This is a genomic window from Sphingomonas aerolata, from assembly GCF_003046295.1.
Taxonomy (GTDB): domain Bacteria; phylum Pseudomonadota; class Alphaproteobacteria; order Sphingomonadales; family Sphingomonadaceae; genus Sphingomonas; species Sphingomonas aerolata.
The window spans coordinates 388480-404203 of sequence record NZ_PZZN01000001.1 but is presented as its reverse complement, the minus strand read 5'-3'; the positions used below and the strand labels follow the sequence as shown (position 1 = coordinate 404203).

Sequence of the window (15724 nt, the reverse complement as noted above, 5' to 3'; positions counted from 1 at the left end):
AGCCCGGCTAGGAGGCGAGCATGGTGTACCGCTTCGGGTGGGTCGGGATCGGTACGGCCACCGCCGTCCTTGTCGTGCCGATGCTGCCGGCGCCCCCCCGCGCCGCCGCGCAGACACGCGTGTCCACGAGGCAGGAGGGCGCTGCGGCCGCGGATGCGCCGGTGTCGCTCGATCCCATGTCCCCGCTCGCGCCGCTGCCGGATATCGGCGTCGCCTGGCCCGATCTCGCCGCCGCCACCGATGATCCGGTCACCGTCGCGACCAACACCGATGCGACGACCGAGACGCGCTATTCGTGGCGGCTGGAAGGGATCGACTCGGTTGGAAACGCGCTGCTGAAACAGCGGTTTGACCAGCTCTCGACGCTCAACGCGAACGACGGCGAGGTCGCCAACGCAGCGCAGCTCGATCGCCGCGCGCGCGAGGACGGCGACCTGCTCAACAGCCTGTTGCGCGCCGAGGGCTATTATGACGCGCGCGTCACCACCCGGGTCGAGCCGGGGCAGAAGCCGCTGGTGATCGTCTCGGCCGATCCGGGCACGCGCTACACCTTCACGGGCGTGACGATCGACGGTCTGGCGGCGGCGGGTGACAAGGCGCCCGCGCTGGCCCAGGCCTTCGGCATCAAGCCTGCCGACCCGGTCAACTCCGACGCGATCGTCGCGGGTGAGGCAAAGCTGACGACTCAGATCGGGCGTGAGGGCTTTCCCTTCGCCAAGGTCGGCGATCCGGCGATCGTCGTCGACCATGCGACGCGCACCGCGACGCTCGACCTGTCGATCGTCCCGGGCGGCCAGAAGCGCTTTGGCCGGATCGTCGCGCTGCCCGGCAACCGCGTGTTCGATGCGGAGCATGTGCAGGAAATCGCGCGGTTCACGCCCGGCCAACCCTATGACGCAGGCGAACTGGACGATCTGCGCCGGGCGCTCGTCCAGACCAGCCTGGTGTCGTCGGTCGAGGTCAAGCCGATCCCCGGCAGCACCGCCGACAGCGTCGATATCGGCGTGAAGCTCGACCGTGCGCCGCCGCGCACGGTCGCGGGCGAGCTTGGGTATGGCACGGGCGAGGGCGCACGCGCCGAGGTCAGCTGGACGCATCGCAACCTGTTCCCGCCCGAAGGCGCGCTCACGCTGCGCAGCGTTATCGGGACGCAGGAGCAGCTTGGCGCGATCGTCTATCGGCGGAACAACTTCCATGCGCGGGATCGCGTGCTGACCGCGCAGGTCTCCGCGGTGCATATCAACCGCGATGCGTATGAGGCCAAGACCTTCACGCTGGCCGGCAGCATCGAACGCCAGACGAACATCTTCTTCCAGAAGACCTGGACCTGGTCGCTCGGCGCGGAGCTGATCGCATCGGACGAACGCGACGTGATCGTGTCGACCGGCGACCCGCGGCGCCGCACCTTCTTCATCGGCGCGCTGCCGACCACACTGAATTATGACGGATCGGACGACCTGCTCAACCCGACGCGCGGGTTCCGGCTCGGCGGGCGGCTGAGCCCGGAGGCCTCGTTCCAGGGATCGGTGTTCGGCTATGCGCGGACGCAGATCGATGCGAGCGTGTACAGGACGATCAGCGACGGGATCGTGCTGGCGGGGCGGACCCGGCTCGGCACGATCGTCGGCGCGCCGCGCGATCAGGTGGCACCGTCGCGGCGCTTCTATGCCGGCGGCGGCGCATCGATACGCGGCTATGGCTATCAGTCGATCGGTCCGCGCGATCCGAACAACGATCCGATCGGCGGCCGCAGCTTGACCGAATTCTCGATCGAGGCGCGGATCAAGGCGTTCGGCAATTTCGGGGTCGTGCCGTTCCTCGATGCTGGCAACATCTACACGTCGCCGCTGCCCAAATTCACCGGTCTGCAATATGGCACGGGGATCGGGGTGCGCTATTATTCGAACTTCGGCCCGATCCGCTTCGATGTCGGGACGCCGATCAACCCGCAACCGGGCGACAGCCGGATCGCGGTCTATGTATCGCTGGGACAGGCGTTTTGACCGACGCCGTGACCGAGGCGACAGAGCCGGGCCGGCCTGTGCCACGGCGCCGCTGGTGGCGCTGGCTTGCCGCGGCATTCCTGGCCCTGGTGGCGATCCTCGGTGCTGCACTGCTGATCGTCGATACCGATATCGGCCACCGCTATGTCGCCAACCGGGTCGGCGCGATCCGCGCGGCCAACGGGCTACGTTTCACGATCGGGCGGATCGACGGGTCGCTCTATGGCGATACGCGGCTGACCGATCTGCGCGTCTATGATCTTGACGGGCTCGTGTTCCAGGCGCCGCGTGTCGCGCTCGACTGGTCGCCCATCCGCTGGTTTTCGAACCGGCTCGAAATCCGCCGGCTCGCGATCGATCGCGCGACGCTGTTCCACGTCCCGCGCACGCGACCGTCGAAGAGGCGCACGCCGATCCTGCCCGATTTCGACATCCGAATCGGGCGGCTCACGGTCGGACGCCTGCTGCTCGACACCCGCGTGCTCGGCACCGCACGCGTCGCGCGGCTCGACGGCCGTGCCGATATCCGCTCGGGACGCGCGCTTGTCGATGTGAACGCGCTGGTCGCGGGCAGCGACCGGCTCAAGCTGCGGATCGATGCGGAGCCCGCGCGCGACCGGTTCGATCTGGACGTCGCGGCGCGCGGGGCGGTGAACGGGGTGCTCGCGCGGATGATCGGCGCCCGGAGCAACGTCGCGCTCGTCGTCACCGGTGACGGCCGCTGGGCACGCTGGACGGGCCGCGCACAGGGTAATGTCGGCACGGCACGCGCGGTCGATCTCGCGCTCTCACAGGCGAGCGGACGCTATACGCTGTCGGGAACGCTCGCCCCCTCGGGGCTGCTCAGCGGACGGCTCGCGGCGCTCACGACGCCACGGTTGCTGGTCAATGGCGCCGCGACGTTCGTCGAACGCCGGCTCGACGGGCGGCTGTCGCTGCGGTCGCCGGCGCTCTCGCTCGACACGACGGGTATCGTCGATCTCGGCGCGAACGCGTTTCGCGATTTCCGCGTGAAGGCGCGGCTGCTGCGGCCGACGGCGCTGATCGGGACGATGGGGGGCAGCGGCATCGAACTGCGGGCCATTCTTGACGGTGACTTCGCGACCGCCAGCTTCGACTACCGCCTCGATGCGGCACGGCTGGCCTTCGACAAGACCGGATTCGATTCCGTGCGGATCGCCGGCAAAGGGCGATTGTCTGCAGCGCCGGTCACCGTCCCGATCCGCGTCACCGCGGCCCGCGTGACCGGGGTAGGCGATGTTGCGGGGGGGATCCTGCGCAACCTGTCGGTCGATGGGCGGCTGCGGATCACGCCGGCGCTGTTGACCGGTGACGACCTCGTGCTGCGCTCCGACAAGCTCAACGGACGGCTCGGCATCCGGGTCGATCTGCGCACCGGGCGGTTCGACGTCGGGGTGAATGGCCGGCTCGGTCGCTATCTGATCCCGGGGCTGGGAATCGTCGACGTCACGTCGACGCTGCGCGTCGTTCCGGGGCCGAACGGCAAGGGGACGCGCGTGATCGGGCAGGGCGCGGCACAGGTGCTGCGTCTCGACAACGCCTTCTTCCGCGGTCTGGCAGGCGGTTTGCCGCGGCTCACCGCCAATCTCGAACGGACGACGGACGGAGTCCTGCATTTCAACAATCTCGTCCTCGTCGCGCCGCAGATCCGGTTGAGCGGCAACGGCTACAGACGGCGCGACGGCAGTTTCCGGTTCGAGGGCGGTGGCCGTCAGCAAAACTACGGGCCGGTCACGCTGACCCTGGACGGCAGGATCGAGCGGCCGACGCTCGACCTCGTCCTCGCCAGCCCCAGTCCGGCCCTGGGGCTGACCAACGTGCGGGCGCATCTCGATCCGACCGCGCAGGGCTATGCCTTTGCCGCTGCGGGTGGCTCGCGGCTTGGCCCCTTTACCGCGGCCGGAACGCTGCTCCTGCCGCGCGGCGCGGGTGCCACGATCGCGATCGCCGCGCTGGACGTCAGCGGGACCCGCGCGACGGGAACGCTCGCGATCGTCGATGGCGGCTTCAACGGGCGGCTCGCGGTGGCGGGCGGCGGCCTGGCGGGTGAACTGCTTTTCCGGCCGGTCGGCGAGAATCAGCGCGTCGAGGCGCACCTCGATGCGCGCGCGGGGACGCTTGCCGGCTGGACGTTGCGGCGTGGCCATATGGATCTCGTCACGATCCTCGACCCCGCTGGCACTTCGATCGAGGCGACCGCGACCGGCGCAGGCTTGCAACGCGGCGCGCTCAGCATCGGGCGGCTGGCGGGCAGCGCGTCGCTGCGCGGCGGAGTGGGGCAGATCAAGGCGTCGATCGCGGGGTCGCGCGGACGCGCTTTCGATATCGAGAGCGTGACCGACGTGACCGCAGACAGCTATCGCATCGCCGCGCAAGGGACGCTCGACCGGCGGCCGCTGCGCCTGCTGAGCCCGGCGATCGTGACCCGCGACGGCGATGGCTGGCGCCTCGCACCGACGCGGCTCAGCTTTTCGGGGGGCGAGGCGCAGATCGGCGGACGCTTCACCGGATCGACCAGCGCGATCGACGCGAGCATGACGCGGATGCCGCTGGCCATCCTCGACATCGGCTATCCCGGCCTCCAGCTTGGTGGCCTGGCATCGGGGACGTTCAGCGTCGCGACGAGCGGCGGCAACCCGCCGACGGGCAAGGCGGACGTGACGATCCGTGGCCTCAGCCGTGCGGGGCTGGTGCTGTCGTCGCGGCCGATCGACGTCGGGGTCGCGGCGCTTCTGTCGCCCGACAAGCTCGGCCTGCGTGCGGTGATCGCCTCGGGTGGCAAGACGATCGGTCGCGCACAGGCGCAGCTCGCACCGCTCGGTGAGGGCGACCTCGCCACGCGGATCTCACGCGCGCGGCTGTTCGGACAGCTGCGCTACAGCGGGCCCGCAGACACGCTGTGGCGGCTGACGGGGGTCGAGCTGTTCGACCTGTCGGGGCCGGTCGCGATCGGCGCGGACGTCGTCGGTACGCTCGAGGCGCCGGTAATCCGCGGCGTCGTCCGTGCGACCAACGCCCGCATCGAAAGCGGCACGACGGGGACGATCCTGTCGAACGTCCAGGCCAGCGGCCGGTTCGGCGGCTCGCGTCTGGTGATCGACCGTTTCGCCGCGGACGCGGGCAAGGGCGGCCGGGTGACGGGGGTTGGCCAGTTTGATTTCGCGGCCAGGAACGGGCTCGGCATCGACCTGCGGCTTCAGGCCGCGAACGCTGTGATGATCAACCGCGACGATATCGGCGCGACCGTGACGGGGCCGCTGACGTTCACGTCGGACGGGATAGGCGGCGTGATCGCGGGCGACGTGGTGATGAACAAGAGCCGCTACCGGCTTGGCCAGGCGACCGCGGCGAGTGCGGTGCCCCAACTCAACATCCGGGAAATCAACCTGCCCGAGGGCGGCGAGGAAAAGGCCGCGCCGACACGCCCCTGGACGCTGGCGATCAAGGCCCGCGCGCCGAACCAGGTCATGGTCAGCGGGCTGGGGCTGACGAGCGAATGGTCCGCCAATCTCCAGATCGCCGGTGAGCCGCAGAACCCCGCGATCACGGGCCGTGCGACCCTGATCCGCGGCGATTACGAATTTGCCGGGCGCGAATTCGAATTGGCGCGCGGCGTCATCCGGTTCGACGGCGGCGTGCCTGCGAACCCCGCGCTCGACATCGAAGCGAACGCCGATTCGACCGGGCTCAACGCTTCGATCCGCGTCACGGGCTATGCGCTCAAGCCCGAGATCGGGTTCACCAGCACGCCCGCGCTGCCGCAGGACGAACTGCTGTCGCGCCTGCTGTTCGGGACGTCGATTACCAACCTGTCCGCGCCCGAGGCCCTGCAGCTCGCGGCGGCGGTGGCGGCGTTGCAGGACGGCGGCAACGGGATCAACCCAATCAACGCAGTGCGGCGTGCAGCGGGTCTCGACCGGTTGCGCATCCTGCCTGCCGATCCGCAGACGGGGCAGGGCACGTCGATCGCCGCGGGCAAATATGTGACGCGGCGGCTCTATGCGGAAATCGTCACCGACGGCCAGGGCTATAGCGCGACGCAGGTCGAGTTCCAGGTCACCCGCTGGCTGTCGCTGCTGTCGAGCATCTCCACGCTTGGCAGGCAGAGTGCGAACGTCCGCATTTCCAAAGACTATTGAACCGGCGGCAAACGCCGGAGGAACCCTTGTCGTGGGAACCAGCGCTTTCGGCCATGGTTGATCGGCAGTCACATATCGAGGCCAGATGACCCTTCCCCAATCCCTTTCGATCGCCACGCTCATCGGCATGATGATGCTCTTCATCTGGGGACGGTTTCGCTACGACGTCACAGCGATCCTGGCGTTGCTCGCGAGCATCGCGCTCGGGATCGTCAGTCCGAAGGACGCTTTCAAGGGCTTTTCCGACGACATCGTGATCATCGTCGGTTCGGCGCTCGTCATCTCGGCGGCGGTCCAGCGCTCGGGGGTGATCGAGCTCGCGCTGGCGAAGCTCGCAAAGCGGGTCACGCGGGTGCGGTCGCAGCTCGTCGTGCTGACAGCGTCGGTGGGGTTCTCGTCTGCGTTGGTCAAGAATATCGGCGCGCTGGCGATGCTGATGCCCGCCGCGTTCCAGATGGCCAAGAAGAACAACACCTCGCCATCGGTGTTCCTGATGCCGATGGCGACCGCGTCGCTGCTCGGCGGTCTCATCACGCTCGTCGGCACCTCGCCCAACATCATCGTCAGCCGCGTCCGCGAGCAGATGACCGGGCAGCCGTTCGGGATGTTCGATTATACCCCGGTCGGGCTCGGGCTGACGGTGATGGGGCTGATCTATCTGCGCTTCGCCTATCGCCTCCTGCCGCGCGACCGGCGGGCTGCGCCAACGATGGGCGAGGCGCTCGATATCAAGGGGTATATCACCGAAGCCGCGATCCCCGAGACGTCCCCCGCGGTCGACGAGTCGGTCGAGGATTTTCTCGCACGGCACGACGGCGAGGTGTCGATTACGCGGATCCTGCGTGCGGGCATGCGCAGCGCGCCGAACGAGCATACGCACCTGAGGGCGGGCGACGTACTGATCCTCGGCGGCGAACCGGATGCGCTCGAACGCGTGATCGCGCGCGACCGGCTGAAGCTCGAAGGCGAGGACCGCGAAAAGGCGGATCAGGCGGACGACGATGAAGTCGGCGTAATCGAGGCGGTCGTCAATGTCGGTTCGCCGCTGGCGGGCCGGACCGCGGCGCGGCTTGCGCTGCAGGCGCGGTTCGGGGTCAATCTGATCGCGATCTCGCGACAGGGCGAGCATCTGTCGCGCAGACTGGCGAATATCGAGCTGCGCGCGGGCGACGTGCTGGTGCTGCAGGGGCCGCTCGAACAGCTGCCCGGCAAGCTGCGCGACCTGGGCTGCCTGCCGCTGGCACAGCGGGAAATGCGGCTCGGCGTGTCGAAACGCAGCTGGCTGCCGATCGGGATCCTCGGCGTCGCGATGGGCGCGACGGCGATGGGCTTCGTGCCCGTGGCGGTGGCGTTCTTCGCGGCGGCGGGGCTGATCATGGCGACCGGCGTGCTGCCGGTGCGCGAGGCCTATGACCATGTCGAATGGCCGATCCTGATCATGCTCGGCGCGTTGATTCCGGTCAGCGATTCGCTTCGCACCACCGGCGCGTCGGACGTCATCGCGACATGGTTGTCCGCGACCGCATCGACGCTGCCGCCCTGGGGGGCGGTCGCGCTGATCCTGGCGGCGGCGATGGCGGTGACGCCGTTCCTGAACAATGCCGCGACCGTGCTGGTGATGGCGCCGATCGCGGCAACGTTTGCGGGCGATCTCGGCTATCGGCCCGAGGCGTTTCTGATGGCGACCGCGGTCGGCGCGGGGTGCGACTTCCTCACGCCGATCGGTCATCAGTGCAACACGCTGGTGATGGGGCCGGGCGGCTACAAATTCAGCGATTACGCCCGGCTCGGCGCGCCACTGTCGCTGCTGGTGCTACTGGTCGGCACGCCGCTGATCGTCGCGGTATGGCCGATGCACTGAGCCCCCTCCCGCGGGGGAGGGGGCGTCGGCGGCATCAGCCGGGCAGGCCCACCACGGTCTTCACCTCCATGAAGTCCGTCAGCCCGTAACGGCCGTTCTCGCGGCCATTGCCCGATTGCTTGTAGCCGCCGAACGGCGCGCCGATGTCGGGGCTCCACGAATTGATCGTGACCAGCCCCGCACGCAGCTTAGGCGCGACCTTCGCTGCGGCGGCCGGATCGCCTGAGATCGTCGCGGACAGGCCATATTCGGTCGCGTTGGCGATGCGAATACCCTCGTCCTGGTTTGCATAGGCGGTGATCGTCGCGACCGGGCCGAACGTCTCCTCCTGCGCGATCCGCATGTCGGGGCGGACATCGGTGAACAAGGTCGGCTGGATGTAATAGCCCGCGTTGCGCCCGTCGGGACGACCCACGCCGCCGGTGACCAGCGTCGCACCCTCGTCGATCGCCGACTGGATCAGCCCCTGGATCTTGTCGAACTGCGCCTTGTTGACGACGGGGCCGATATGCTGGCCCATTTCGGCAGGGTCGCCGACCCTGGTCTGCTCCATCATCCCCTTCACGATCGCGGTGGCCTCGGCGACCTGGCTGGCATGCACCAGCAGCCGGGTCGGCGCGATGCAGCTCTGCCCCGAATTGGCGAGCACGCCCGCAACCGTCGGCGGCAGGACTTTGGTAAGGTCCGCACCCTCGAGCACGAGGTTCGCTGCCTTGCCGCCCAGCTCCTGATGGACGCGCTTGACCGTCGGTGCGGCGGCCTGCGCCACCGCGATGCCCGCGCGGGTCGAGCCGGTGAAGCTGACCATGTCGATGTCGCGGTGGCTCGACAGGGCGACACCGACGCCCGGGCCATCGCCGTTGACGAGGTTGAACACCCCCGCCGGGACGCCCGCGGCGTCCATGATCTCGGCGAGGATGATCGCGCAGGAGGGCGCCTCCTCGGACGGCTTCAGGATCATCGTGTCGCCTGCCGCCAGCGCTGGCGCGACCTTCGCGCAGATCTGGTTGAGCGGCCAGTTCCAGGGCGTGATCATCGCGACGACGCCGAGCGGTTCGTGCACGACGGTCGCCTTGCCGATGACTTCGGAGAATTGGAACGCCGCCAGCGCCTTGGCGGTCGCGGAGAAATGCGCGAGGCCGGTCGGCGCCTGTGCCATCGATGCGAGCGCCATCGGCGCGCCCATCTCCTGCGACATCGCCTTGGCCAGATCGGGCATGCGCGCCTTGTACTCGGTCATGATCCGGCCGAGCACGTCGAGCCGCTCCTGAACGCTCGTCTGGCTCCAGCTTTCGAACGCGGCGCGGGCGGCGGCGACCGCCTTGTCGACATCGGCCGCGGTGCCGAGCGTGATCTCGGTACAGGGCTGTTCGGTCGAGGGATCGATGACCTGGTGGATCCGGCCGCCGTCGCTGTCGACCCAGGCGCCGTCGATATACTGCTTCAGATAGCTCTTCATCATGCCTCTCCGCATCGTGTTTTGCAGAGGAATGGGCGTCGGGCGGATCGGTTGCAACCCGAAACGCGGAGCCTAGTTAGGGTCATGACCAACAGGAGACGGGCATGGCACGCGTAGCGACAATCAGGACGACCGGTGGCCCCGAGGTGATCCAGTGGGACGACGTCGACCTGCCCGCGCCGGGCAAGGGCGAGGTGTGGATGCGCAACACCGCGGTCGGGCTGAACTATATCGACACCTATCACCGCAGCGGTGTCTATCCGGTAGCATTGCCCTCGGGGCTCGGCAGCGAGGCGGTCGGCGTGGTGATGAAGGTGGGCGAGGGGGTCACGGGCTTTGCCGCGGGCGACCGCGTCGGCACCTTCGGCCCGACCCGCGGGGCCTACGCCACCGAGCGCAACGTGCCCGCGGGTGAGCTCTTCCATTTGCCCGACACGCTCGACGACCGCACCGCCGCGGCGATCCTGCTGAAGGGCTGCACCGCGGAGTTCCTGATCGAACGCTGTGCGTGCGTCGAGGCGGGGCAGACGGTGCTTGTCCATGCCGCCGCGGGCGGGGTCGGGCATATCCTGGTCGGCTGGCTGAAGGCGATCGGCGCGACCGTGATCGCCAGCGTCGGCAGCGAGGCAAAGGCCGAGCGGACGCGCAAGGCGGGGGCCGATCACGTCATTCTCCACCGGTCCGAGGACATCGCGGCGCGGGTGCGCGAGATCACCGGCGGGAAGGGCGTGCCCGTGGTGCTCGACGGCGTCGGTGGCGCAACGTGGGCGGCGTCGCTCGACAGCGCGGCGAAGCGCGGGCTGATCGTCAGCTATGGCAATGCGGGGGGTGTGGTGGACGGCGTCAATCTGGGCGTGCTGGCGGCCAAGGGGTCGCTGTTCGTGACGCGCCCGACGCTGTTCGATTATGCCGAGCACCGGCAGGCGATGGTCGATCGGGTGTTCGCGATGCTCGAGCAGGGCGCGTTCAAGCCGGAGATCGGCCAGACCTTCGCGCTGGAGGATGCGGCAGATGCGCACCGGGCGCTCGAGGCAGGGGAGACGTTCGGGAGCAGCGTGCTGCTGGCCTGAGCGCGCCGCAGCCATGTTCTCCCGCGAAGGCGGGAGGCCAGACTGGGGCGCCGCCTCCGCGGGGACACAGGGTCTGGATGTATCGTGCAGTTTGAGCCTCCCCGGTCGGTGGAGTTTGCAGAGCACCTCAACGGAAAAAGGGCGCTCGGATTGCTCCGGACGCCCTTTCTCTGTCAGCGCCGTGGCGAAGCCACGTCGTCGGTCGTCGCTATAGGCGACGCCGGCCGACAGCGGCTAAGCTGCCGGCACGGCAGATTAGCCGCTGTAGTACATGTCATACTCGACCGGGCTCGGCGTCATTTCCCAACGCGCGACTTCGGCACGCTTGATCTCGACATAGCTCTCGATCTGGTCCTTCGAGAACACGTCACCCTTCAGCAGGAAGTCGTGATCGGCGAGCAGGCAGTCGAGCGCCTCGCGGAGCGAACCCGCGACGGTCGGAACCTGGGCGAGTTCTGCGGGCGGCAGGTCGTACAGGTTCTTGTCCATCGCTTCGCCCGGATGGATCTTGTTCAGGATGCCGTCCATGCCCGCCATCATCAGCGCCGCATAAGCGAGATACGGGTTGGCGAGCGCATCGGGGAAGCGCACTTCGACGCGCTTCGCCTTGGGGCCGGTGCCGTACGGAATGCGGCACGAGGCCGAGCGGTTGCGCGCCGAATAGGCGAGCAGCACGGGCGCTTCGTAGCCGGGGACGAGGCGCTTGTAGCTGTTGGTCGTCGGGTTGGTGAACGCGTTGACCGCCTTGGCATGCTTGATGATGCCGCCGATGAAATACAGGCACATGTCGCTGAGGCCCGCATAGCCGTTGCCGGCGAACAGCGGGGTCTTGCCTTCCCAGATCGAGAAATGCGTGTGCATCCCCGAGCCGTTGTCCTCCTTGATCGGCTTGGGCATGAACGTCGCCGTCTTGCCATATGCGTGCGCGACCTGGTGGACGACGTACTTGTAGATCTGCATGCGATCCGCGGTCTGCGTCAGCGTGCCGAAGGTCAGGCCCAGCTCATGCTGTGCAGCCGCGACCTCGTGGTGATGCTTGTCGCAGGGAAGGCCCATCTCGATCATCGTCGAGACCATCTCGCCGCGGATGTCGACGGCGCTGTCGACCGGCGCGACCGGGAAATAGCCACCCTTGGCGCGCGGACGGTGGCCGAGATTGCCGCCCTCATATTCGCGACCCGAATTGCCCGGCAGCTCGATGTCGTCGATCTTGTAATAGCTGGTCGAATAGCTGTTCTCGAACCGGACGTCGTCGAACATGAAGAACTCGGCCTCGGGGCCGACATAGACGGTGTCGCCGACGCCGGTCGTCAGCAGATACGCCTCGGCGCGCTTGGCGGTCGAGCGCGGATCGCGGGCGTAGAGCTCGCCGGTCGACGGATCGGCGATGTCGCAGATCAGGATCATCATCGGCGTCGCCGAGAACGGATCGACATAGACCGCGTCGAGATCGGGCTTGAGCGTCATGTCGCTCTCGTTGATCGCCTTCCAGCCCTCGATCGACGAGCCGTCGAACATCAGGCCGTCGGTCAGCTCGTCTTCGCCGATCAGGCTGGCGACCATCGTCAGATGCTGCCACTTTCCCTTGGGATCGGTGAAGCGCAGATCGACCCACTCGATCTCCTGGTCCTTGATCATCTTCAGGACGTCGTTGGCCGAATTTGCCATGATGCTAAGCCCTCTTTGCTCGATAGGTCGGCAGATATGCCGGAAATGATAGTGCGGCGCAGCGCGCTAATTCCACAGATTGTTGCGCCGCGTCAAATGAAGTCGGTGTCAGTAAAGCCGTTAAATCGCGTCGTCGTCGCGCTCGCCGGTGCGGATACGCAGCGCGCTTTCGACGGGAATGACGAAGATCTTGCCGTCGCCAATCCGGCCGGTCTGCGCGGCCGCGGCGATCGCCTCGACGACGCGCTGTGCCAGACCATCCGCGACGACGACCTCGAGTTTCACCTTGGGCAGGAAGTCGACGACATATTCGGCGCCGCGATACAGTTCGGTATGGCCCTTCTGCCGGCCAAAGCCCTTGGCCTCGGTCACGGTGATGCCGCTCACGCCGATCTCGTGCAGCGCTTCCTTCACCTCATCAAGCTTGAACGGCTTGATGATGGCTTCGATCTTTTTCACAGGTACGCCCCCGATTGTCGTTGAAACCAACGCCCTACAGGGCGCCTTGCACCAAACGTGCCAGTTGTCGCCACTTCGGGCAACGGCCGATTCACCCGTAAACCCTGCCCGAAAATACAGCATCCGGAAGGGATGTGCACGATGCGGGGGCAGCGATCACAAAATTTCGTGCAGCCGCGCGATGGGCCGTCCGAGGCGGACGCCCTTGTCGGTTTCGACCAGCGGACGCTCGATCAGCAGCGGATCGATCATCATCGCGTCGAGGATCGCCTCGGCGTCGCCGTGCTTGACCGCCTTCGCGCCATCCTCTGCCATGCGCAGACCCTGGCGCGGCGTCATGCCTGCGCGCTCGTAGAGACGGACGAGATCGGCGCGCGACGGGGGAGTCTTCAGATATTCGATGATCGTGACGTCCGCACCGGCCTCTTGCAACAGCGCGAGCGCCTCGCGAGACTTGGAGCATTTCGGATTGTGGTAGATCGTCGCCTTCACGAATGCTCCGTCGTCATTGGACTGACCTCGGCCAGACCATGTGTCCCGCCCGGTTCTTGTTCTCCCGCCTTCGCGGGAGAACATTCTAAGTGGCAGGAGCGCTTACGCCCCCTGCTTGGCGAGCCACTCTTCCAGCCACTTGATCGTGTACGCGCCTTCCTGGAATTCAGGATCGTCGAGCAGTGCACGGTGCAGGGGAATCGTCGTCGTGACGCCCTCGATCACCATCTCCTCAAGCGCACGCCGCAACCGTCGCAGCGCGCCCTGACGCGTCGCGCCGTAGACGATGAGCTTGGCGACCATCGAATCGTAATAAGGCGGCACGCGGTAGCCGGCATAGAGCCCGCTATCGACGCGAACATGCATCCCGCCGGGTGCATGATAGAGCTTCACCAGCCCCGGCGACGGCGCGAAGGTGCGCGGATCCTCGGCGTTGATGCGGCATTCGATCGCATGGCCGCGGAACTGCACCTCTTCCTGGCGCAGCGTCAGCGGATGCCCCTCGGCGATGCGGATCTGTTCACGCACGAGATCGAGGCCGGTGATCATCTCGGTCACCGGATGCTCGACCTGAAGCCGGGTGTTCATCTCGATGAAGTAGAACTCACCCGCTTCCCACAGGAACTCGATCGTCCCCGCGCCGCGATAGCCCATGTCGGCCATCGCCTTGGCGACGATCCCGCCCATCCGCTCGCGCTCTTCGGCGGTGATGATCGGTGAGGGGGCTTCCTCGAGCACCTTCTGGTGGCGGCGCTGGAGCGAGCAGTCGCGCTCGCCGAGATGGATCGCGTTGCCCTCGCCGTCACCGAAGATCTGGAATTCGATATGCCGCGGATTGCCGAGGTATTTTTCCATGTAGACGGTGGCGTCACCAAACGCGGCCTTCGCCTCGCTGCCGGCCTGCTGCATCTGCGTTTCGAGGTCTTCGGCGTCGGTGACGACCTTCATCCCGCGACCGCCGCCGCCGGATGCCGCCTTGATGATCACCGGATAGCCGATCTCGTCGGCGATCCGCTTGGCCTCGGCGATGTCGCTGATCGCGCCGTCCGAGCCGGGGACGAGCGGCAGCCCGAGCGCGCCTGCGGTGCGCTTGGCCTGGACCTTGTCGCCCATCGTGCGGATGTGCTCGGGCTTCGGGCCGACGAACAGGATGTTGTGCAGCTCGACGATCTCGGCGAACTGCGCGTTCTCGCTGAGAAAGCCGTAGCCCGGATGGATCGCATCCGCGCCGCTGATCTCGGCGGCGGAGATGATGTTGGGGATGTTCAGATAGCTGTCGGTCGCCGACGGCGGTCCGATGCAGATCGCCTCGTCAGCGAGCCGCACGTGCATCGCGTCGGCGTCGGCGGTCGAATGGACCGCCACCGTCTTGATGCCCATCTCATGGCAGGCACGATGGATCCGCAGCGCGATCTCGCCGCGGTTCGCAATGAGCAGCTTCTTGATTTGCTTCATTATTCGACCACGACCAGCGGCTGGTCAAATTCGACCGGCTGGCCGTTCTCGACGAGGATCGCGGTGACGGTGCCGGCCGAGGGCGCGACGATCGTGTTCATCACCTTCATCGCCTCGATGATCAGCAGCGTGTCGCCCGCATTGACCTTCTGGCCGACGGTCGAGAACGGCTTCGCCTCGGGGTTGGCGGCCAGATAAACCGTGCCGACCATCGGCGACTTGACCGCGCTCGCGCTGATCGCCGGGGCGGACGCGCCGACCTCGGCCTGCGGGATCGCCAGCGGTGCGGAGACGGGTGGTGCCGCAGGGGCGGGGGCATAGTGCGCGACGGGTGCGGCCTGCGCTGCCTTGCGTGCGACGCGGATCCGGCGCGAGCCGTCCTCGACTTCGATCTCGGTCAGCTGCGTGGTGTCGAGCAGTTCGGCGAGCTGGCGCACCAGGGTCACATCGACCTGCATTGCGCCTGTTGTTTCTGGTGTATCGGTCATGGCGGGGCCTCCTGTCAGAACCGTGCGACGGCTTCAAGCGCGAGCAGATACGAAAGCGCGCCGAAACCCGCGATCGTTCCCTTCGCCGCCTGTCCGACCAGGCTGACGTGCCTGAACGATTCGCGGGCGTGGGGATTGGAAAGATGGACTTCGATCACCGGCGTCTTCACGCCCTTGATCGCGTCATGGACCGCGACCGAGGTATGCGTGAACGCGCCGGCATTGAGGATGACGGCCTTCGCGCCGCGCGCCTGCGCCTCCTGGATCCAGTCGACGAGGTGCCCTTCGTGATTCGACTGGCGCATGTCGATCGTCAGGTCGAGTTCTCGCGCGCGGTCCTCGAGCTGGCCGGCGATGTCGTCGAGCGTCTCGTCGCCGTAAATCTCCGGCTCGCGCGTCCCCAGCAAGTTGAGGTTGGGGCCGTTCAGGACGAAGATTGTCGCAGGGACGGTGGCAGGGACTGTCGCGGGCAAAGGCTGCTCCTGGTTGCAGGGGCGGCAAACCACCCTCTATATGCACCCCCCTTACCCGTTCGTGTCGAGCGAAGTCGAGACATGAGACCGGCAGCGGACGGGTGGTTTCCTGACTTCGGTCGAAACGAACGGAAAA

Annotated in this window: 11 protein-coding genes; 4 read left to right on the top strand and 7 right to left on the bottom strand. The window is 67.2% G+C overall.

Features of this window, described 5'->3' with window-relative positions; all coding sequences use genetic code 11:
* Positions 1 to 20: 20 nt before the first annotated feature.
* The 3 genes from C8J24_RS01955 (at position 21) to C8J24_RS01945 (ending at position 8024) form a co-directional block, all read left to right on the top strand.
* On the top strand, positions 21 to 2003 hold the full coding sequence (locus tag C8J24_RS01955; RefSeq protein WP_107929914.1) for an autotransporter assembly complex protein TamA: 1983 nt from the start codon (positions 21 to 23) through the stop codon (positions 2001 to 2003).
* Positions 2000 to 6163: a translocation/assembly module TamB domain-containing protein gene (locus C8J24_RS01950; RefSeq protein WP_244180342.1), complete on the top strand. Its 4164-nt coding sequence runs from the start codon at positions 2000 to 2002 to the stop codon at positions 6161 to 6163. Before C8J24_RS01955 ends, C8J24_RS01950 begins: the two co-directional genes overlap by 4 nt.
* A gap of 85 nt (positions 6164 to 6248) precedes the next feature.
* On the top strand, positions 6249 to 8024 hold the full coding sequence (locus C8J24_RS01945) for an SLC13 family permease (protein ID WP_107929911.1): 1776 nt from the start codon (positions 6249 to 6251) through the stop codon (positions 8022 to 8024).
* A gap of 34 nt (positions 8025 to 8058) precedes the next feature.
* Here the strand turns inward: C8J24_RS01945 and C8J24_RS01940 are convergent, their stop codons facing one another.
* Positions 8059 to 9483, bottom strand: a complete 1425-nt coding sequence (locus tag C8J24_RS01940; protein ID WP_107931402.1) for an aldehyde dehydrogenase family protein — start codon at positions 9481 to 9483, stop codon at positions 8059 to 8061.
* Between the two features lie 104 nt (positions 9484 to 9587).
* Between C8J24_RS01940 and C8J24_RS01935 the strand changes: the two genes are divergently transcribed.
* Complete coding sequence (locus tag C8J24_RS01935) at positions 9588 to 10553, top strand: quinone oxidoreductase family protein (RefSeq protein ID WP_107929909.1); 966 nt, start codon at positions 9588 to 9590, stop codon at positions 10551 to 10553.
* A gap of 255 nt (positions 10554 to 10808) precedes the next feature.
* Here C8J24_RS01935 and glnA read toward each other — a convergent pair whose 3' ends face one another.
* The 6 genes from glnA to aroQ form a co-directional block, all read right to left on the bottom strand.
* On the bottom strand, positions 10809 to 12221 hold the full coding sequence (gene glnA, locus C8J24_RS01930; RefSeq protein WP_056674602.1) for a type I glutamate--ammonia ligase: 1413 nt from the start codon (positions 12219 to 12221) through the stop codon (positions 10809 to 10811).
* A 120-nt stretch (positions 12222 to 12341) separates the two neighbouring features.
* Complete coding sequence (locus tag C8J24_RS01925; RefSeq protein WP_031394505.1) at positions 12342 to 12680, bottom strand: P-II family nitrogen regulator; 339 nt, start codon at positions 12678 to 12680, stop codon at positions 12342 to 12344.
* 156 nt (positions 12681 to 12836) lie between these two features.
* On the bottom strand, positions 12837 to 13172 hold the full coding sequence (locus C8J24_RS01920) for an arsenate reductase family protein (RefSeq protein ID WP_107929907.1): 336 nt from the start codon (positions 13170 to 13172) through the stop codon (positions 12837 to 12839).
* A gap of 102 nt (positions 13173 to 13274) precedes the next feature.
* The gene (gene accC / locus C8J24_RS01915; protein ID WP_107929905.1) at positions 13275 to 14627 is read right to left on the bottom strand and encodes an acetyl-CoA carboxylase biotin carboxylase subunit; all 1353 of its coding nucleotides are present in this window, start codon (positions 14625 to 14627) and stop codon (positions 13275 to 13277) included.
* A complete protein-coding gene (gene accB / locus C8J24_RS01910; protein ID WP_107929902.1) occupies positions 14627 to 15115 on the bottom strand; it encodes an acetyl-CoA carboxylase biotin carboxyl carrier protein in 489 nt (162 codons plus the stop codon). Before accB ends, accC begins: the two co-directional genes overlap by 1 nt.
* Before the next feature lie 14 nt (positions 15116 to 15129).
* Positions 15130 to 15588, bottom strand: a complete 459-nt coding sequence (gene aroQ / locus C8J24_RS01905) for a type II 3-dehydroquinate dehydratase (RefSeq protein ID WP_031394575.1) — start codon at positions 15586 to 15588, stop codon at positions 15130 to 15132.
* Between the last annotated feature and the right edge of the window lie 136 nt (positions 15589 to 15724).

Excerpts from the sequence above, each read along its gene's own strand:
- C8J24_RS01955 (WP_107929914.1), top strand. The coding sequence starts at position 21 with ATGGTGTACCGCTTCGGGTGGGTCGGGATCGGTACGGCCACCGCCGTC.
- C8J24_RS01945 (WP_107929911.1), top strand. The coding sequence starts at position 6,249 with ATGACCCTTCCCCAATCCCTTTCGATCGCCACGCTCATCGGCATGATG.
- C8J24_RS01940 (WP_107931402.1), bottom strand. The coding sequence starts at position 9,483 with ATGAAGAGCTATCTGAAGCAGTATATCGACGGCGCCTGGGTCGACAGC.
- C8J24_RS01935 (WP_107929909.1), top strand. The coding sequence starts at position 9,588 with ATGGCACGCGTAGCGACAATCAGGACGACCGGTGGCCCCGAGGTGATC.
- glnA (WP_056674602.1), bottom strand. The coding sequence starts at position 12,221 with ATGGCAAATTCGGCCAACGACGTCCTGAAGATGATCAAGGACCAGGAG.
- accC (WP_107929905.1), bottom strand. The coding sequence starts at position 14,627 with ATGAAGCAAATCAAGAAGCTGCTCATTGCGAACCGCGGCGAGATCGCG.
- accB (WP_107929902.1), bottom strand. The coding sequence starts at position 15,115 with ATGACCGATACACCAGAAACAACAGGCGCAATGCAGGTCGATGTGACC.